Genomic DNA, 18,857 nt, shown 5'->3' with positions numbered 1-18,857 from the left:
CCGGCCACGGCGAAAGGACCCCCGATGACCTCATCGCGACGACTGGCCCGCGTTCTGCCGGCCTCGGCACTCGTTCTCGTGCTCGGCCTCTCCGGCTGTGGCGCCAAGGCAGGCGACAGCGCCGCTGGAACCTCTGCCGCGGCCTCCTGCGTGGAGACCGACGGCGAGACCGTGAAGATCGGTTTCCTCAACTCCCTCTCGGGGACGATGGCGATCTCCGAGCAGACCGTGCGTGACTCGCTCGACCTCGCCGCCAAGGAGATCAACGCCGCGGGCGGCGTCATGGGCAAGGAGCTCGAGATCGTCGCGGAGGACGGGGCGTCCGAGCCCACCGTCTTCGCCGAGAAGGCCGAGAAGCTCATCACGAGCGACTGCGTCGCCGCCGTCTTCGGCGGCTGGACCTCCTCCAGCCGCAAGGCCATGCTCCCGGTGTTCGAGTCGAAGGACTCGCTCCTGTTCTACCCCGTCCAGTACGAGGGCCTCGAAGCGTCCGAGAACATCTTCTACACGGGCGCGACGACGAACCAGCAGATCGTCCCCGGTATGGACTACCTCAAGGAGCAGGGCAAGACGAAGGTCTTCCTCGTCGGCAGCGACTACGTGTTCCCGCAGACCGCGAACAAGATCATCAACGCGTACGCCGAGGCGAACGGCATCGAGATCGTCGGCGAAGAATATGCGCCGATGGGTCACACCGACTTCTCGACGATCGTCAACAAGCTCAAGGCCTCCGGCGCCGACGCCGTCTTCAACACCCTCAACGGTGACTCCAACGTCGCCTTCTTCAAGGAGTACAAGAACGTCGGCCTCGCCGCCGAGACCACCCCGGTCGTCTCCGTCTCCATCGCCGAGGAAGAGGTCGGCGGTATCGGCATCGACAACGTCGAGGGCCAGCTCACCGCCTGGAACTACTACCAGACCGTCGACAGCCCCGCGAACACCGCGTTCGTCGAGGCGTTCAAGGCCGAGTACGGCGAGGAGCGCGTGACCTCCGACCCCATGGAAGCCGCCTACACGTCGCTCTACCTGTGGAAGAACATGGTCGAGAAGGCCGAGTCCTTCGACGTGGCCGACATCCAGGCCGCCGCCGACGGCGTCACCTTCGACGCCCCCGAGGGCACCGTCACCATCAACGGCGACAACCACCACATCGCCAAGACCGCGATGATCGGCAAGATCGGCGCCGACGGCCTCATCTACACCGAGTGGAGCTCCGACGAGCCCATCGAGCCGGACCCCTTCCTCGAGGGCTACGACTGGGCTGCCGACCTCTCCTGAGCACCTGAGCCGCACCTGAGCGAGGGAGGGAGCGCACGCTCCCTCCCTCGCCCCGAGCCGGGACCACCGGCCGACACGACCCTCGGAGGCGCTCGATGGATGTTCTCTTCTCCCAGCTCTTCGCAGGACTGAGCCTCGGCTCCGTCCTGCTCCTGGCCGCACTCGGCCTCGCCCTGACCTTCGGCCAGATGGGCGTCATCAACATGGCGCACGGCGAGTTCATGATGGCCGGCGCCTACACCGCCTACGTCATCCAGGGGATCGTCTCGAACGCCGGAGCGTCCCTGCTCATCTCGCTCGTCATCGGCTTCCTCGTCGGCGGCACGCTCGGGCTCATCCTCGAGATGACCCTCATCCACCGGATGTACCGGCGACCGCTCGACACGCTCCTCGTCACCTGGGGCGTCGCGCTCATCCTCCAGCAGGCCGCCCGCAACATCTTCGGCGCACCCAACGTCGACGTCCGCGCCCCCGAGTGGCTCCAGGGAGCGTTCGAGATCGTCGGCCTCGCCGTCCCACGCACCCGCCTCTTCATCATCGCCCTCGCGATCGTGTGCGTCGTCGCCCTCGCGCTCGTCCTCAAGCTCACGCCGCTCGGGCGCCGCATCCGCGCCGTCGTGCAGAACCGCGACCTCGCCGAGACCAGCGGCATCTCGACCAAGGCCACCGACCGCCTGACGTTCTTCATCGGCTCCGGCCTCGCGAGCGTCGCCGGCGTGGCCCTCACCCTCCTCGGGTCGATCGGCCCCACCCTCGGCACCAACTACATCGTCGACGCGTTCCTCGTCGTCGTGGTCGGCGGGATCGGGCAGATCAAGGGCGCCGTCATCGCCGCCTTCGCCCTCGGCATCCTCCAGGCCACCATCGAGTACTCCACGACAGCGAGCATCGCCAAGGTCCTCGTCTTCGTGGTCATCGTCGCCTTCCTCCAGGCCAGGCCCCAAGGCCTCGTCTCCGTCCGACAGAGGGGGATCGCATGAGCACGCTCACCGGGCTGCTCGCCCGCCCCGGCCGCACCCGCACCCTCGCAGGCTTCGCGCTCGCCGCCGTCCTGCTCTTCGCCGTCGCACCGGTCGTCCTCTCCGACTTCCGCCTCAACCTCCTCGCCAAGTTCCTCTGCTTCGCGATGGTCGCCGTCGGCATCGGCCTCGCCTGGGGACGCGGCGGGATGCTCACCCTCGGCCAGGGCGTCTTCTTCGGCCTCGGCGCCTACATCATGGCGATGCACCTCAAGCTCGCCGACGCCGGGCCGGGCGGTGTGCCCGACTTCATGCTGCTGTACGGCACCGGAGAGGTCCCCGGCTGGTGGGAGCCGCTGCGCTCCGCACCCGTCGCGATCCTCGCCATCGTCCTCGTGCCCTGCGCGCTCGCCGCCGTCCTCGGCTTCGCCGTCTTCACGCGGCGCGTCCGCGGCGCCTACTTCGCGATCCTCTCCCAGGCGCTCGCCGCCGCCTTCGCCATCCTCCTCATCGGCCAGCAGCAGGTCACCGGCGGCACCAACGGCCTCAACGGCTTCCGGTCCTTCTTCGGCTACGACCTCGCGGACCCGATCAACAAGCGGATGCTCTTCTTCATCGCCGCCGGCGTTCTGCTCCTCATGGTCGCCCTCGTCCGCCAGCTCATGGTGTCCCGGTTCGGCGAGCTCCTCGTCGCCGTGCGCGACCAGGAGAACCGCGTCCGCTTCCTCGGCTACGACCCAGCCGTCATCAAGGTCGTCGCCTACGTCGTCGCCGCCGGCATGGCCGCGATCGGCGGGGCGCTGTTCGTGCCCATCGTCGGCATCATCTCCCCGGCCGACGTCGGCGTCGTTCCCTCCATCGGCTTCCTCGTCGGTGTCGCCATCGGCGGACGAGCCACGCTCCTGGGCCCCGTGCTCGGCGCGATCGCCGTCTCGTGGGCACAGACGTCGCTCTCCGAGTCGTTCCCGTCCGGGTGGATCTACTTCCAGGGGGCGCTCTTCATCATCGTCGTCGCGTTCCTGCCCGGCGGGCTCGCGTCGCTCGTCGGCAAGCTCCGGCGCGCACCGCGAGAGCCGGCCGCGCCGAAGCCCGGCACGGCGCCGCCGAGCGCGGCGAGCCCGTCCGCGACGAGCCCGACCGGCCCCACCACGACCACGGCGCCCGACGCACCCGCCACGTCACCCGTCACTGCGACCACCGGAGGCCACGATGACTGACCCGACGCCCACCACCGCCGCGCCGGTCACCGGTCCTGACCGGGCCGTTCCCGACGCCATCAACCCCGACGCAGTCGGGCTCGGCCTCGAGGGCGACGGCATCGACCTCTCGTCCGCCGAGGCGGTCCTCGGCGGCGACGCCGAGCGCTTCCGCCACGACTACCTCGAGGTCCGCGGCCTGCACGTCGAGTTCGACGGCTTCGTCGCCGTCGACGACGTCGACCTCACGGTCGTCCAGGGCGACCTGCGCTTCCTCATCGGCCCCAACGGCGCAGGCAAGACGACCATCGTCGACGCCATCACCGGCCTCGCGAAGGCGAGCGGGTCCGTCCAGTTCGGCGGCACTGAGCTCCTCGGTCGCAAGGTGCACAAGGTGGCGCGCGCCGGGGTGGGGCGCACGTTCCAGACCGCGAGCGTCTTCGAGGAACTCACGGTCCTGCAGAACCTCGACATCGCCGCCGGCGCCGGCCGCGGCCCCTGGGAGCTGCTGCGCCGACGCGGCGGCGTCCCCGAGAACGTCGAGGCCGCCATGGAGACCATCGGCCTCACCCACCTGCGCGACGTCCAGGCCGGCATCCTCGCCCACGGCCAGAAGCAGTGGCTCGAGATCGGCATGCTCCTCGTCCAGGACGCCCGCCTGCTCCTGCTCGACGAGCCCGTCGCCGGCATGAGCCACGCCGAGCGCGAGCAGACCGGACTCCTCCTCCAGCGGATCGGCGAGCAGCGCACCGTCGTGGTCGTCGAGCACGACATGGAGTTCCTCCGCGCCTTCGCCTCCTCGGTCACCGTGCTCCACATGGGCTCCGTCCTCTCCGAGGGGACGTACGCCGAGGTCCAGGCCGACCCGCGCGTCCAGGAGGTCTACCTCGGCACCGCAGGCGCCTCGCGCGGCGCCCGCCGCACCCGGCCGCGGGCCGGAGCCGCAACCAGCCCTGCGACGACGAGCCCGGCGAAGCCCGCTCCCACGACCGCGCCGACGACGGAGGCCTGACATGCTCGAGATCCGCGACCTCCACGTCGGCTACGGCCGCAGCCTCGTCCTCTACGACGTCTCGGTCACCGTCCCGGCCGGGGGAGTCGCCGCCGTCCTCGGCCACAACGGCGCCGGGAAGTCGACCCTGCTCCGCGCGACGCTCGGCCTCCTCAAGCCGCGCTCGGGCACCATCACGTTCGACGGCGAGGACATCACCTCCATGCCGACGTACCAGCGGGTGCGCCGCGGGCTCGCGTACGTGCCGCAGGGCCAGCAGTCCTTCGGGGACCTCACGGCGCGCGAGAACCTCCAGCTCGTCGCCGACACCCGCAAGGACGGGGCGAAGCGGCTCGACGAGGCGCTCGACCTGTTCCCGGCCCTGCACGGACTCCTCGGACGGCGAGCCGGTCTCCTCTCCGGCGGTCAGCGCCAGCAGCTCGCGATCGCCCGCGCGCTCATCACCGGCCCGCGCCTGCTTCTCCTCGACGAGCCGACCGAGGGCATCCAGCCGTCCGTCGTCACGGAGATCGAGGACGCGATCGTCGCGCTCACGGACTCCGGGGAGATGTCGGTCATGCTCGTCGAGCAGCACGTCGGCTTCGCCCTCGGGGCGGCGGACGCGTACTACGTCGTCGAGTCCGGCCGCGTCGTCGACTCCGGCGGCGGTGGCGTCGAGGCCGAGGACCACGTCCGCGCGGCGATGGCGATCTGAGGGGTTGGTGCCCGGTGGACCAGGTACGCCCGTCGTCCTCCGAGGCCTAGGACGCACGCCTACCACTCGAGGACTCTGTGGCGGTTTGTCCTATGCTCAGCGCATGACTCGACCTGGCGTGGCGCGCGTGCTCCTCATCCTCGGTCCGGCGCTCGTCGCGCTCGCGGTCACGCTGTCCACGCTCGTCCGCGACGACGAGGGATACGCGCTCCTCGAGAACGTTGCCGTGGGATACCGAGGAGACCCCTACTACTTCCCGACCTCCGACTTCCTCTCGATGATCAGTCTGGCGCTCGTCGGCGTAGCGCTTCTCGTCTTCGCCGTGTCGATGAAGCACTCTGGGCCGGGCGACACGGAGCTCCACGTGTCTCGTGGCGACGTGACGCACGCACTCTTCATTCTGGGCTCTGCACTTCTCGCGATGGCGGTCGTGCTCTCCGTGCTCATCCCTGACGGCATGGGAAACACGCTCGTTGGTGCACTGGTGGAGGGGTATCCCAACTACTCTCCGACATCTTTGCGAGTGTCGACGATCGTCCTGACGTCGCTCGGTGCAGGCATTCTCATCGTGGCCGTCGAGATGAATCGACCTGGGCGGGAAGCCCTCGGCCGCTCGGGCACTCGCGCCGATGTGGCGCGCGCACTCCTCGTTCTGGGATCTGCACTTGTAGCGGCAGCAGCAGCGGTCTTCGCGCTCGTCCCTGAGGACTACCCGAGAATCACGCTTCTCGACTCTGTCGTGAAGGGATCCTCCTCCTATCCGCCGTCGTTCCTGCGTGACTCGACGATCATCGTTGCTGCGTTAGGCGCCGGGATCGTCGTCATCGGCGCAGCACTGAGGGCGGACAGCCAGCGAACCTGAGAGCGGGGCGACGCCGCGGCCGATGCCCGCGCATCGATTCCGAGGAAATCTCGTGTTCACACGACGGCGCTCCTCCCGAAACAGCACGTCCCTACGGTCGAGCCAGCGAACGGCACGCACGTACAGGTCTGGCGTCTGACCCATCAGGGGTGCAGCCTGGTCGTGCCGGCCGATCCAGACGGCTCCGGCCACGGCGAAAGGACTCCGATGCGCTCACCGCGACGACGGCACCACACCCGAGGGGCGATCTGAATGCACTTCTCACCAGCGGACCAGGAGAAGCTCCTCCTCGCCGTCGCCGGGATGGTCGCTCGCGACCGCCGTGCCCGCGGGATCAGGCTGAACTACCCCGAGACCGTCGCGCTGCTCACCACGTGGGTCATCGAGGAGGCCCGCGCCGGGGGGAGCGTCGCCGACCTCATGGTCTCCGGCCGCGAGGTCCTCGGGCGCGACGACGTCATGGAGGGCGTCGCGGAGATGCTCCCCGACGTCCAGGTCGAGGCGACCTTCCCCGACGGGCGCAAGCTCGTCACCATCCACAACCCGATCGCCTAGGAGCCCGCCATGGCTGGAATCTCCACCACCGGTCCCGGCGCCGTCCGGCTCGGCTCCGACGCGCCGATCGTGCTCAACGGGGACCGCACCCCGGCCGAGCGCCTCACGCTCGTCATCGAGAACACCGGCGACCGTCCCGTGCAGATCGGCTCCCACGTCCATCTCCCGGACTCCAACTCGGCGCTCGCCTTCGACCGCGAGGCCGCCCGCGGCTTCCGGCTCGACATCCCGTCCGGGACCTCGCGCCGCTTCGAGCCCGGGGCGTCCGCCGAGGTCGACGCCGTCGCCCTCCGCGGTCTGCGGCGGGTGCCCGGGATCCAGCGGGACAAGACCGAGGCCGACGTCGACGTCTCGCAGCCCGCCGCACCGGCAGCGACCGTCCCCACCGAAGGAGACCGCACCGATGGTTGAGGTTCCCCGCGCCCAGTACGTCGCGCTCTACGGTCCCACCACAGGCGACCAGGTGCGCCTCGGCGACACCGACCTGTGGATCGAGATCGAGGAGGACCGCACCGTCGGCGGCGAGGAGGCCGTGTTCGGCGGCGGAAAGTCCATCCGCGAGTCCATGGCTCAGGGCACGACGACGCGCGCCGACGGGGCCCTCGACACCGTCATCACCAACGCGATCGTCCTCGACTGGTGGGGGATCGTCCGCGCCGACGTCGGCATCCGTGACGGCCGCATCGTCGCGCTCGGCCGCGCCGGCAACCCCGACATCGCCGACGGCGTCCACCCGCAGCTGCACATCGGCCCGAGCACCGACGTGGTGAGCGGCGAGGGCAAGATCCTCACCGCCGGCGGCATCGACTCCCACGTCCACCTCATCTCCCCGTCGCAGATCGTCGAGGCGCTCGCCACCGGGCTGACCACCGTCATCGGCGGCGGCACCGGTCCGAGCGAGGGCACCAAGGCGACGACGGTCACGCCGGGTGCCTGGCACCTGCGGAACATCCACCGCAGCCTCGACCGGCTGCCGGTCAACGTCATCCTCTTCGGCAAGGGCAACACCGTGAGCGCCCAGGCGCTGCGCGAGCAGGCCATGGCGGGCGCGGGCGGCTACAAGGTCCACGAGGACTGGGGCTCCACGCCCGCCGCGATCGACGCCGCTCTCACCGCCGCGGGGGACTGGGGGCTGCAGGTCGCACTCCACTCCGACTCCCTCAACGAGGCCGGCTTCGTCGCCTCCACCCTCGCCGCGATCGGCGGACGCTCCATCCACGCGTTCCACGCCGAGGGCGCCGGCGGCGGCCACGCGCCCGACATCCTCACGGTCGCGAGCCACCCCAACGTCATCCCCGGCTCGACGAACCCGACCCTCCCGCACACCGTGAACACCGTCGCCGAGCACCTCGACATGCTCATGGTCTGCCACCACCTCAACCCGCGCGTCCCCGAGGACCTCGCCTTCGCCGAGTCCCGCATCCGCGCCACCACCATCGCGGCGGAGGACATCCTCCACGACATGGGAGCCATGTCCATCACGTCGTCGGACGCCCAGGCGATGGGCCGCATCGGCGAGGTCATCACCCGCACCTGGCAGGTCGCCCACGTCATGAAGGCCCGCCGCGGAACCCTCGAGGCACCCGGACCCGGCGTCCTGCCCGCCGACAACCTCCGCGCACGCCGCTACGTCGCCAAGTACACGATCAACCCCGCCGTCGCGCACGGCATCGACGCCTACGTCGGCTCCGTGGAGCCCGGCAAGATCGCCGACCTCGTCCTGTGGGAGCCCAGGTTCTTCGGCGTGCGGCCCTCCGTCGTCATGAAGGGCGGCGCCCTCGTCTGGGGCGCCCTCGGTGACCCCAACGCGTCGATCCCGTCCCCGCAGCCCGTCCTCATGCGGCCCGCGCTCGCGGACGCGACCGCCGCCGACGTGTCCTTCACGTTCGTCTCCCCGGCAGCGCTCGACGACGGCCTCGCCGAGCGCCTCGGCCTCGACCGGAGGCTGCTCCCCGTCGCCGACACCCGCGGGGTCGGCAAGGCGCAGATGCGCAACAACGACGCCCTGCCCACCATCGACATCGACCCCGAGACCTTCGCCATCCACGTCGACGGCGAGCTCGTCGAGCCCGCCCCCGCCGCGAGCCTCCCGCTCGCCCAGCTCTACTCGATGTTCTGATGCACCAGGTCACCGGCACGAGCCCCGACGTCATGATGATGCTGCTCGCCGACGCGCGCCTGCCCACGGGCGGGCACACCCAGTCGGCCGGTCTCGAGCCCGCGCTGCGCGCCGGTATGCCGGCCCGTGACGTGCCCGCGTACATCGCCGCGCGCCTCGCGACGACCGCTCGGGTCGAGGCAGGGACAGCCGTCGTCGCTCGGCACGTCGCGCTCCAGCGCTCCGGGTCGGCGGCGCCGACGAGGCCCGACCTCGCCGACGTGCGCGCCGCCTGGGCCGCCCGGACCCCGAGCCTCGCGCTCCGCGAGACGTCCGAACGGCTCGGCCGCGGCTACCTGCGCCTCGTCCGGCGGCTCTGGGCGGACCACCCGGCCCTCGCGGCGCTCGAGCACGACCTCCCGTCCCGCGGGCGACGACCCGGCGGTGTCGTCCCGCTCGTCGACCGGGTGAGCCGCACCGGCGTGCCCCGCCCGGTCGTCCTCGGCGTGCTCGCCGCCTGCTCCGGTCTCGACGCCGGTCGCCTCGCACGCCTCGTCGCGTACGACGACGCCCAGACTGTCGCCGCGGCGTCGCTCAAGCTCGAGCCCGTCGACCCCGCCGACGCGACCGCCTGGGTCCTCGCGGCGGGACCCGACATCGACGACCTCGTCCAGAAGGTCGAGCCCCTCACCCACCCGGACCACATCCCGGCCCACGGCGCGCCGCTCATGGAGCAGTGGGCCGAGCACCACGCCCGCACCACGGAAAGGCTCTTCAGTGCCTGAGAACAACGTCACCGACGTCACCGCCGACACCACGGCACCCGCACCCGTCCGGACCCGCTCGCTGCGCCTCGGCGTCGCCGGGCCGGTCGGCACCGGCAAGAGCTCGCTCATCGCCCTCGTGTGCCGCGAGCTCGCCGGCGAGCTCGAGCTCGGCGTCATCACCAACGACATCTACACCGACGAGGACGCCCGCTTCCTGCGCTCCGCCGGCGTGCTCGAGCCCGAGCGCATCCGCGCCGTCGAGACGGGCGCGTGCCCGCACACCGCCATCCGCGACGACATCACCGCCAACCTCATGGCGGTGGAGGACCTCGAGGAGGACTTCGCGCCGCTCGACGTCGTCCTCGTCGAGTCCGGCGGCGACAACCTCACCGCGACGTTCTCCCCGGCCCTCGTCGACGCGCAGATCTTCGTCCTCGACGTCGCGGGCGGCGGCGACGTCGCCCGCAAGGGCGGGCCCGGCATCGCGCGGGCCGACCTCCTCGTGGTGAACAAGACCGACCTCGCGCCCTACGTGGGCGTCGACGTCGAGCAGATGGTCGCCGACGGCGAGACCGCCCGCGAGGGCCGGCCCGTCCTCGCGCTCTCCCGAGACGACGCCGCGTCGCGGGCGACCCTCAAGGCGTGGGTCCTCGAGATGCTCGCCGCGCACACCGGCGGCAACCACGTCCCCCAGGACCCGGGACCGATGGCCCCGCACTTCCACGCCGACGAGGACGAGGCGCACGAGCACGGCGACGGGACCCACACCCACGACCACGAGCACCCGCACGACCACACCCACGCCTGATCGCTGACGTCATGACACGGATCGAGGTGCACGTCGACGGCGGCAGGGCCCGGTGCTCGTTGAGCACCGGGCTCCTCAGCCCGCGCGTGCTGTCCTCGGACGCGTCGGGGGCGCGGGTCGCTCTCGTCGCGACCGGGGCACTGCTCCTCGCCGGAGACCACGTCCGCATCGACGTCCACGTCGGTGCGGGCGCGTGGCTCGAGGTCGTCGAGACCTCCGGGACCGTCGCCTACGACGCACGCGGCGGCACGGCGGCCTGGGACGTGACGGTGGACGTCGACGAGGGAGGCACGCTCGTGTGGGAGGGGCTGCCGTTCGTCGTCGCGGCGGGCGCCGACGTGACCCGTCGCACCACGGTGACCCTCGCGCCCGACGCGGCCCTGCTCCTGCGCGAGACGCTCGTGCTCGGCCGGACCGGCGAGGTCGGCGGCGACCTGAGATCGACCACCCGGTGCACGATCGACGGCAGGCCCGCCTTCGTCGAGGACCTCCGGCTCGACGCCTCGCGTACCGCTCCCGGGGTGCTCGGGCCGGCGCGGGTCCTCGACTCGATCCTCTGTCTCGGGACACGTCCGCCGGCGAACGCGCCGGTCGCCGGCCAGGTCCACCTCGACCTCGACGCCCCCGGGGCCGTCCTGCGCTCCGTCGGGCAGCGCGCGCACACCGGTTCGCTCGCCGCGCAGTGGCCCCGCTGGACCTCGCACGTCCGACAACGCTCACCGACTGCCGTCGCCGCTGGTCCCGCGCCGGCGCCCGCGCCCCCGACCGTCCCCGCCACCTCCGCCTAGCCTCGACCCGAAGGAGCACCACCATGCACGTCCCCGACCATATGATCGACGACCCCACCTCGGTCGCGACCGCGACCGTGGCCTGCGCGACCCTGGCGTACGCCGCCTACCGCTCCCGCGGAGAGATCACCCGTCGGATGATCGCGATGACGGCCGCCACCGGAGCCGTCGTCTTCGCCCTGCAGATGGTCAACTACCCCGTGAGCGCGGGCACGAGCGGCCACCTCATGGGCGGGGTGCTCGCCGCAGCCCTCGTCGGGCCGTGGCTCGGCATGATCAGCGTGACGCTCGTCCTCATGGTCCAGGCCACGCTCTTCGCCGACGGAGGGCTCACCGCGCTCGGCACGAACACCCTGCTCATGGCCGTCCTCGGGACCGCCGCGGGCTGGGCCGTGACCCGCGGGGTCCAGCGGGCGCGAGACGGCCGTCTCGCCGACTCCCGCTACGCCCCGCTCGCGGGTGGTCTCGGTGCTCTCGTGAGCGTCCCGGCGACGGCTGTCGGGTTCGTCGTCCTCTTCGCTGTCGGTGGTGCCGTCGCGGTCCCGCTCGGCGAGCTCACGGTGTCGATGCTCTCGGTCCACGCCCTCATCGGGCTCGGCGAGGGACTCATCACGGCCCTCGTGGTGACCGTCGTCGTGGCTGTCGCCCCCGGTGCCGCGCGCATCGACTCACGGCGTGAGAGCGCCTCCGTCCAGGGGACGGTACCCGTGTCCGTGCGTCGCGCCGTCGTCGCCCTGTCCACGCTCGCCGCCGCCAGCGCGATCGTCCTCTCGTCGTTCGCCGCCGCGTCCCCGGACGGCCTCGAGGCCACGGCCGGCGACCTCGGCTTCCTCGACGCTGCGGGGACGCACGCGCTCGCGAGCCTGCCGTTCGCGGACTACGGAGCCGCGAGCGGGAGCCCTGTCGGTGCTGCTGGTCTGCTCGGCATCGTCGTCGTCGCGGCGCTCGCGGCCGGGCTGCTCGCCGCGCTGCGCGGGAACGGTCCCGTCGGCGTGACCGTCAGTGCGCGGGGCGCGAGCGACGTTCCTGCGCCGTGACACGCAGCCCGGAGGCACGCAGGCGCCGGATGAGCTCACGCCGCTCCACGCGGACCGCTCCGAGGCGCACGAGCTCGTCGTAGCGCTCCACGGGGACGTCGTAGTGGTCCAGGTCGAAGCTTCGCGGGGGCAGCCCGGCTGCCCTCGCGAAGGCATGGAGCTCGTCGAGCGACTCGTCGCTCACGAGGTGGCCCCAGACGGTCGAGTGCCGCGGCCACAGGGGAGAGTCGAGGAGAACGGTCACACGGCATCATCTCACCGGTCAGCAGCGCAGCGAGGCCGTCTCGGGAGGGGGCGGGCCGGCCATGGAGCGGTGGCGAGCAGGGGGATGGATGCCCCCGCCCCATGGTCGGGATCGTGGGGCCGCCTAGAGGGAGAAGTTCCCCGCGGCCATGCTCTCGGCGTCCTCGTAGGTCGCGGCGGTGCGGCTGAGCGCCGAGGTGATGGCGTCGAGGCCGGCCTCGACCTGGGTCTGGGTGACCTGCCACTGTGAGACGACACCCGAGAAGGCGAGGGCCGCTCCACCCGTCCACGAGCTCTGCAGCTCGGTGAGGTTGCGCATCATGGCGGCCACCTCGGTGCGGATGGACGTGACCGAGATGTTCACGGCCGTGCTCGCGCTGGCCACCTGGCTGACGTCGACGCCGAACTTGCTCATTGCTGCCTCCTGTTCACGCACCGCCCCGGGACGGGCGGTGACGGTCGCCGTCGGTCACCCGGCGCTGTGGAGACGACGCTACGGTTCGTGGCCGAGACCCGGCCTGCGACCGACCACGCCCAGGGAGCAGGGCGCGCAGGCTCGCCCTGTGGGCGGGCTGTCAGGAGGTGGACGTGCTCGCGGAGGTGGAAGTGGAGGTGGAGGAGCTGGACGGCTCGGGGCCGAGCTTGCGCAGCTCCTTCTCGATGCGGGACGCCTCGGCACCGAGGTTCTGCCGTGCAGCCTCTTCCCACGCGGTGCCCAGCGGGCTCACGTAGAGGGCCTTCCGGTTGAGGAGCTTGGTGAGGATCCTGTGCCGTGCCGTGAGGTAGTCGCGCACGGGGATGTGCTCGTACTCCTTGCGGATGTCCTCGAGGTACGCCTTGTACCGCTGAGGCTCGGTCGCGAGGATCCCCATGTCCGCGTCGCAGAGGACGGCGCAGTCGAAGTCCTGCGGGATCGACTTGTGCCGCACGAGCGCGGTGACGAGGGACGTCACGCGCTCCGCGTCGCGGTCGGGGACACCGAGCCCGAGGAGCTCCTCGCGGGCGAGCGCCGCGCTCGCGACCTCGTCCTCGCCACCGTGCGCGGCGTACGCCGCACCGGACGCCGCGCTGAAGATCGCGCCGTGGTACCAGGCGGCGAGCCGCACGAGGTCGGGCTCGTGGGTCTCCTCGGCGAGCTCGTCGACGCGGCTGAGCACGTCGGCCAGGTGTCGCACCGTGTGATAGACCCGGCTCGGCTCGCTCCAGCGGTCGAGAAGGGAGTTCCCGACCTGCTGGATCTCGGCTACGGGTGCGGTGGCACCGGCAGCGACACAGCTCCGGACCCAGGAGGACAACAGCCACTGAGGCGCATCTGCGCTACCAAGAGGCATGGGCCAGCTTTCGACGGGTGGGTGCTCGTGCACCCACGTGTGATCTGCGACCCGCAGTCGTCGCTCCGGATCGTCCATTGATGTACCTGGGGGACTGTACCTCGCATGCGAGGTCGAGGCGAAGGGCACATCGGGGTCCGGCTACTGCTCGGCCTGTGCAGGGAGCTCGATCCGGACGGTGAGCCCCCCTCCCGGCGTCTCGCGGACCTGCGCGGTCCCGCCCAGCCGCGCGACGATCGCCGCGACGATGGCGAGCCCGAGCCCAGAGCCCCCGGAGTCGCGGTTGCGCGAGGAGTCGACGCGGAAGAACCGCTCGAAGACGCGCTCCGCGTGCTCCGGCGGGATACCCGGCCCGTGGTCGCGGACCTCCAGGACCGCGGTCCGCTCGCCGTCGGGGGAGGTGTCGAAACCGATCGCGACCTCGACCGGGGTCCCCGCCGGGGTGTGTCGTGCGGCGTTGCCGACGAGGTTCCCGAGCACCTGCCGGAGGCGACCCTCGTCGCCCACGACCACGCACGCGCCCGTCTCGCCCTCTGGTCGCAAGGGCACGAGGCGCACCGGTCGCGACGGGTCGAGCGCGTGCAGGTCGCTCATGGCATCGGCCGCCACGACAGCAAGGTCCACCGGGGTGCGCTCGAGCTCTCGGCCCTCGTCGAGCCGTGCCAACCGCAGCAGGTCCTCGACGAGCGAGCCCATGCGGGTGGCCGAGTCCTCGATGCGCCGCATGGTGTCGGCCACGGCCTCCGGAGTCGTCAGGGCGCCCATGCGGTAGAGCTCGCCGTAGCCCCGGACCGTGGCGAGCGGGGTCCGCAGCTCGTGGCTCGCGTCGGCGATGAAGCGTCGCATCCGCGCCTCGGACGCCTCCCGCACGGCGAAGCCCTGCTCGATCTGGGAGAGCATCGAGTTCAGGGAGCGGGCGAGGCTGCCGACCTCCGTGGACGACGGCGCCTGCGGCACGCGACGGCTGAGGTCGCCCTCGGCGATCGCCGCCGCCGTCCGCTCGATCTCCGCGAGCGGACGCAAGGACTGGCGGACCGCGAGGTAGCCGACGACCGCACCGAGCGCGGTGATCGCGAGCGCGGACAGCGCGAGGAGCTTCTGGATCTCCCCGACCGTGTCACGGACCGAGGCGAGCGGGAGGCCGACATAGACGACACCCTGGTCCTCGCCGCTTGCCTGGACAGTGAGCGCCACGACGCGCCACTGCGAGTCCGACGGGATGCCGGCTCCGGAGACGTCGACAGCGGCCGTCGTGAAGGGGCCAGGCGGGAGGTCAGCGTCCGAGAACGTGTACGGGCCGACCTTCGGAACTCCGTGCAGCTCGACAGTCTCCTTCTGGTACCGCGGGACCGAGCCGCCGGAGTACGGGAAGAACACGATGTAGTAGTCGCTGGGAAGCGTCTGCTCCTGCTGCGTCGTGAGGGAGTTGAGCGCCTGGTTCGCGAGCTGCTCGGCCGTGCTCTCGAGCTGGCTGTCGATCTGTTCCTCGAGCGTGCTCGAGACGAGGGTGTTCGTCACGGCTGCCGCGATCCCGAGGCTCGCGAGGAGCATGAGCGTGACGATCCCGACGAGCCGTACCCGCAGAGGTGTGCGGGCCCAGGCGGCGAGGACCGGCCCGACGTGCCGGCCCTCGCTGTCGGTGCCCTCGCCGTCGGGAACCCCGGGAGCGTCGATCTCCTCGAGCTCCCACGGGCGTCCCGCCCCCGGCGGAGGTGGGACCGGCCCCGTGCCACCGGGACGGGTCTCGGTGCTCATGCCTGCTTCTTGGGAGCAGGCTGACGCAGCAGGTACCCCACCCCTCGCTTCGTGGCGATGAGCGGCTCGGGCATCGAGCCGTCGGGCAGGGGAGCGTTGTCGATCTTGCGTCTCAGGTACGAGATGTAGGACTCGACGATGTTCGCGTCGCCGCCCCAGTCGTACTGCCACACGTGGTCGAGGATCTGCGACTTCGACAGCACGCGCCCGGGGTTGAGCATGAGGTAGCGCAGGAGCTTGAACTCGGTGGGGGAGAGCTCGACGACGCGGCCGGCGCGGCGCACCTCGTGGGAGTCCTCGTCGAGCTCGAGGTCGGCGAAGCGCAGCACCGCGTCGTCGACGGGCGCGGGCTGCGTCCGGCGCAGCACGGCACGGATGCGCGCGACGACCTCCTCGAGGCTGAAGGGCTTCGTCACGTAGTCGTCACCGCCGACCGTCAGACCGGTGATCTTGTCCTGGGTGTCGTCGCGCGCAGTGAGGAAGAGGACCGGCATGTGCTGGCCCTTCTCCCGGAGCCGGCGCGTGACCGTGAAGCCGTCCATGTCCGGGAGCATGACGTCGAGGACGACGAGGTCCGGCTCGGTGTCCCGGATGAGGGTGAGCGCGCTCATCCCGTCCGCCGCGGCGAACACCTCGAAGCCCGCGAACCGCAGGGACGTCGAGAGCAGCTCGCGGATGTTCGGCTCGTCGTCGACGACGACCAGGCGCGCTTCTGATTCCGTCATGCTCCCAGTGTGCGACGCGGATCTGGATGTCGCCTGGGAGCCGCCTGTGCCCACGTGGGGCACGAGGATCAGATGTAGCGGAGCGGGTTGAACTCTTCGATCGGGATGATCCGCACGCGCGGCAGCTGCGTGGTGAACGCACCGACGCTGTCCTCGAGGTCGTAGAACTTCAGCCCACGCGACGACAGCTCACCGAGACGGCTGTTGACGAACTCGCGGAAGCACAGGATGCCCACCTTGCGGTTCCCGTCGAGCAGCGTCTCCACCTGCGGGAGGAAGTCGCCGTCGTGGCTCGCGAGGAGCACGTCGCCGTCGACGTCGGCGATGGCCTCCAGCGTGCGCTGGATACCGATGTCGACGACCTTCTCGTGGCTCGCGCCGGCGAGCGGGATCGGCCGGTACCCCATCGCGAGCAGCGCCTGCACGAACGGCATGGGCATCTGCCCGGAGGACGCGTTGAGGAAGAACAACGGTGTGACCGGCTGCCCCCACAGCGACGAGGCGAACTCCGTGATGCGGTCCCACCGTGGCCGCTCTTCAGGGTTGGGGCGGTGCCCCAGCACGTTCATGCCGAGCGTGGCGTCGATGTTCTCGCCGTCGACGAGCAGGTACGTGGGACGCACTGTGTGCAGTTCTGTGCCGGACATGGGTCAACTGTATGGCGAATTCTTCAGAACCGGCCCCCGCCCCCGCTGCGCCCGCGGCTGCTCCTGCTCCGTGACGGGCTGCTGCGACGCGACGAGCTGCTGCGTCTCGACGAGCGAGATCGCGACGAGCTCGAGCGGGACGACGAGCGGCTGGAGCCGGACCCGGAGGACCACGACGACCCGGACGAGCCGCCCCAGCCGTTGCCCGAACCGCCGAGGAGGACGGAGAGGAACGAGGGCTCGTCGGCCGGCGGCGCGTCGTCGCCCGAGCTGGTCCACGAGGGGCGCCGAGCGATGTCCGCCCGGGCCAGCGCATGACCGTCGGTCACGGCCTTCTCGGCCGTCTGGGCGGCAGCCAGGGCGGCCGCCGGGTCCGCGGCGCGGGCGGCGATCGCGACCGCGAGCGACTCCCGTGCAGCCGCGAGCCGGGCCCGTGGCGCCTCCGTCAGTGCCGAGCGGTGCTGCTGGACGTACGCGTCGAGCCTCCCGACGGACACCTGCACGCGCCGGACCGCTGCGTCGGCGCGTTCCCGGACACGCAGGCGGGCGACCTCGGCCTCTCGCGCCGGGGCCAGAGCCGCGTCGAGCACCTCTTCCGCGGCGCGCAGACGGTCGAGTGCGGCCAGGGGGTCGCTCCCGGGCGCGCGGGCCCCGGCGATCGCGTCGCGTGCGGCAGCGCTCGCGGAGGCCGTCCGGGCGTGGTCGGGCATCGTGGGCCCGGGTGCCCCGGGCCCATCGGGAGTCCCGCCGAGCCGCTCGACGTCGGCGAGGTCCGCCTCGATCGACGCGACGGCCTCGGTGATGAGCGTCTGCGACGCCGCGAGGTCCTCGACGCCGTCGTGGACGTCCTGGAGGAACGTCGACGCGTGGGCGACCGCTTCTTGCGCGACGCGGTACCGCGCAGCGGCCCCGCGCCGGGACCCGCCCGCCACGAGGCTCAGTCCCTCCTCGACGGACGGCCCGACCGTGTCGAGCAGAGCCGTGGCCTGCGGGATCTTCTGCTCCAGGCTCACCAGCGCCGAGGGCGGGTACATGATCCGGAGGTGACGGAGGGCGTCGGTCGCGGGTCCGATCCGGGCCCGAACCTCGTCGGAGCGCTCGAGAAGCTCGGGCAGGAGGGTGTCGAGCCTCGCCTGGAGGTCACGCAGGGCGGTGAACGCGTCGGCCTGCTCGTCGAGCAGGCCGTCCGCCTCGCCCGTCAGCGCGAGGACGCGGGTGAGCACCTCGCGCGTCTCGTGGTCGGAGACCTCGTGCGTCGGGCGGTCCACGAGCGCCGTGTGGAGAGCGAACGCCTCGGCGAGCCGCGAGCCCGCTTCCTCGAGCGCGACGACGAAGCCGTCGGTCGCCGCGAGCCCGAACTCCGCCCTCGCGAACTCGAGCTCCTGCGCGGAGGACCGCACGGCGTCGTCGAGCGCGACCAGAGCGGCGGACGCCTCCTCACGGAGGGTGGCGGTCGTCGCTCTCGGCGGTGCGCTCACGTCGGTGGTCGGGCCGGCCGGTGCGGACGACGCGTCCGTGCGCCGCCGGGGACCGCGGGAGCCGAGCGCGCCGACGACGAGCACGAGCACGCCGCCACCGACGATCCACGTCCACGGGCTGTCCCAGAACGATCCCGTGAGCATCTCCGTGTAGCCGTCGGCGGCGGACAGCGCCGCCTGAGGCCAGTCGCCCGCACGGAGGTCGGGCTCGATGAGGTCGGTCCGTACCTCGGCGAGATCGTCCTCGTCGTAGACGCCGTCGGTCACCGAGATGCCGTACGCGCGGTCCTCGGTCGCGACCGCGAGGAGGATGTCCTGCTCGCGCAGGTCGGAGAGCTCGGCCGTGCGGTTGGCCCAGTCGATCCCGTCCTGCCCGTCGAAGCTCGGCACGTAGACGACGTAGAGCTGGGCGTCGGTCTCGTCGGCGAACTCCTGCAGACGCAGCCGCACCTCGGAGGAGTCGCCACCGAGCACGCGTGCAGGATCGCTCACCGTCCCCCCGACGGGGGACGGTGCGTCGGCTGACAGCGCGCCAGCCGGCCGCGCCGCCCCGGCGACGAGCGCGCCGGCCACGAGCACCGCCCCGAGCGCCGAGAGGACCGCGCGGCGCGCTCGCCTCACAGC

General features: G+C 71.6%; 20 protein-coding genes. 13 read left to right on the top strand and 7 right to left on the bottom strand.

The genetic code is table 11. From position 1 onward, the window contains the following. Positions 1-24 precede the first annotated feature (24 nt). The 13 genes from urtA to ABKW26_RS05830 all read left to right on the top strand — a co-directional run bounded on the left by urtA (position 25) and on the right by ABKW26_RS05830 (position 12,054). On the top strand, positions 25-1,278 hold the full coding sequence (urtA, locus tag ABKW26_RS05890) for an urea ABC transporter substrate-binding protein (protein WP_348591735.1): 1,254 nt from the start codon (positions 25-27) through the stop codon (positions 1,276-1,278). Between the two features lie 95 nt (positions 1,279-1,373). Next, on the top strand, positions 1,374-2,258 hold the full coding sequence (urtB, locus tag ABKW26_RS05885) for an urea ABC transporter permease subunit UrtB (RefSeq protein ID WP_348591733.1): 885 nt from the start codon (positions 1,374-1,376) through the stop codon (positions 2,256-2,258). Then, a complete protein-coding gene (urtC, locus tag ABKW26_RS05880; protein WP_348591732.1) occupies positions 2,255-3,454 on the top strand; it encodes an urea ABC transporter permease subunit UrtC in 1,200 nt (399 codons plus the stop codon). The genes urtB and urtC overlap by 4 nt, the downstream gene beginning before the upstream one ends. Then, positions 3,447-4,445: an urea ABC transporter ATP-binding protein UrtD gene (gene urtD / locus ABKW26_RS05875; RefSeq protein ID WP_348591730.1), complete on the top strand. Its 999-nt coding sequence runs from the start codon at positions 3,447-3,449 to the stop codon at positions 4,443-4,445. The genes urtC and urtD overlap by 8 nt, the downstream gene beginning before the upstream one ends. A gap of 1 nt (position 4,446) precedes the next feature. Beyond that, entirely contained in the window at positions 4,447-5,139 is a 693-nt protein-coding gene (gene urtE / locus ABKW26_RS05870) for an urea ABC transporter ATP-binding subunit UrtE (protein ID WP_348591728.1), read from the top strand. A 127-nt stretch (positions 5,140-5,266) separates the two neighbouring features. Continuing rightward, the gene (locus ABKW26_RS05865) at positions 5,267-6,001 is read left to right on the top strand and encodes a hypothetical protein (RefSeq protein WP_348591726.1); all 735 of its coding nucleotides are present in this window, start codon (positions 5,267-5,269) and stop codon (positions 5,999-6,001) included. A 252-nt stretch (positions 6,002-6,253) separates the two neighbouring features. Further along, the gene (locus tag ABKW26_RS05860) at positions 6,254-6,556 is read left to right on the top strand and encodes an urease subunit gamma (RefSeq protein ID WP_348591724.1); all 303 of its coding nucleotides are present in this window, start codon (positions 6,254-6,256) and stop codon (positions 6,554-6,556) included. 9 nt (positions 6,557-6,565) lie between these two features. Then, a complete protein-coding gene (locus ABKW26_RS05855; RefSeq protein WP_348591722.1) occupies positions 6,566-6,967 on the top strand; it encodes an urease subunit beta in 402 nt (133 codons plus the stop codon). Then, on the top strand, positions 6,960-8,675 hold the full coding sequence (locus ABKW26_RS05850; protein WP_348591720.1) for an urease subunit alpha: 1,716 nt from the start codon (positions 6,960-6,962) through the stop codon (positions 8,673-8,675). Before ABKW26_RS05855 ends, ABKW26_RS05850 begins: the two co-directional genes overlap by 8 nt. Then, on the top strand, positions 8,675-9,439 hold the full coding sequence (locus tag ABKW26_RS05845) for an urease accessory UreF family protein (RefSeq protein WP_348591718.1): 765 nt from the start codon (positions 8,675-8,677) through the stop codon (positions 9,437-9,439). The genes ABKW26_RS05850 and ABKW26_RS05845 overlap by 1 nt, the downstream gene beginning before the upstream one ends. After that, on the top strand, positions 9,432-10,229 hold the full coding sequence (ureG, locus tag ABKW26_RS05840) for an urease accessory protein UreG (protein ID WP_348591716.1): 798 nt from the start codon (positions 9,432-9,434) through the stop codon (positions 10,227-10,229). The genes ABKW26_RS05845 and ureG overlap by 8 nt, the downstream gene beginning before the upstream one ends. Positions 10,230-10,240: 11 nt before the next feature. Next, positions 10,241-11,017: an urease accessory protein UreD gene (locus ABKW26_RS05835; protein ID WP_348591714.1), complete on the top strand. Its 777-nt coding sequence runs from the start codon at positions 10,241-10,243 to the stop codon at positions 11,015-11,017. 23 nt (positions 11,018-11,040) lie between these two features. After that, on the top strand, positions 11,041-12,054 hold the full coding sequence (locus ABKW26_RS05830) for an energy-coupling factor ABC transporter permease (protein ID WP_348591712.1): 1,014 nt from the start codon (positions 11,041-11,043) through the stop codon (positions 12,052-12,054). On the opposite strand, the gene ABKW26_RS05825 is transcribed toward ABKW26_RS05830, so the two are convergent. From ABKW26_RS05825 to ABKW26_RS05795, 7 genes are all read right to left on the bottom strand, one after another. Further along, positions 12,017-12,298 (bottom strand): DUF4031 domain-containing protein, encoded by a 282-nt coding sequence (locus tag ABKW26_RS05825; protein WP_348591710.1) that lies wholly within the window; start codon positions 12,296-12,298, stop codon positions 12,017-12,019. The two genes, ABKW26_RS05830 and ABKW26_RS05825, sit on opposite strands and share 38 nt — an antisense overlap. A gap of 123 nt (positions 12,299-12,421) precedes the next feature. Beyond that, positions 12,422-12,712, bottom strand: a complete 291-nt coding sequence (locus ABKW26_RS05820) for a WXG100 family type VII secretion target (protein ID WP_348591709.1) — start codon at positions 12,710-12,712, stop codon at positions 12,422-12,424. 160 nt (positions 12,713-12,872) lie between these two features. After that, a complete protein-coding gene (locus tag ABKW26_RS05815; protein ID WP_348591707.1) occupies positions 12,873-13,628 on the bottom strand; it encodes a hypothetical protein in 756 nt (251 codons plus the stop codon). Between the two features lie 141 nt (positions 13,629-13,769). After that, positions 13,770-15,383, bottom strand: a complete 1,614-nt coding sequence (locus ABKW26_RS05810; RefSeq protein WP_348591705.1) for a HAMP domain-containing sensor histidine kinase — start codon at positions 15,381-15,383, stop codon at positions 13,770-13,772. Next, on the bottom strand, positions 15,380-16,108 hold the full coding sequence (locus ABKW26_RS05805; protein WP_348591703.1) for a response regulator transcription factor: 729 nt from the start codon (positions 16,106-16,108) through the stop codon (positions 15,380-15,382). The genes ABKW26_RS05810 and ABKW26_RS05805 overlap by 4 nt, the downstream gene beginning before the upstream one ends. Positions 16,109-16,176: 68 nt before the next feature. Next, positions 16,177-16,755 (bottom strand): NYN domain-containing protein, encoded by a 579-nt coding sequence (locus tag ABKW26_RS05800; protein ID WP_348591701.1) that lies wholly within the window; start codon positions 16,753-16,755, stop codon positions 16,177-16,179. Positions 16,756-16,778: 23 nt separating this feature from the next. Continuing rightward, entirely contained in the window at positions 16,779-18,854 is a 2,076-nt protein-coding gene (locus ABKW26_RS05795; RefSeq protein WP_348591699.1) for a TPM domain-containing protein, read from the bottom strand. Positions 18,855-18,857: the final 3 nt, after the last annotated feature.

The sequence above is a fragment of the Sanguibacter sp. 25GB23B1 genome (assembly GCF_040012415.1).
Lineage (GTDB): Bacteria > Actinomycetota > Actinomycetes > Actinomycetales > Cellulomonadaceae > Sanguibacter.
This window is presented reverse-complemented; position numbering and strand designations above follow the sequence as displayed.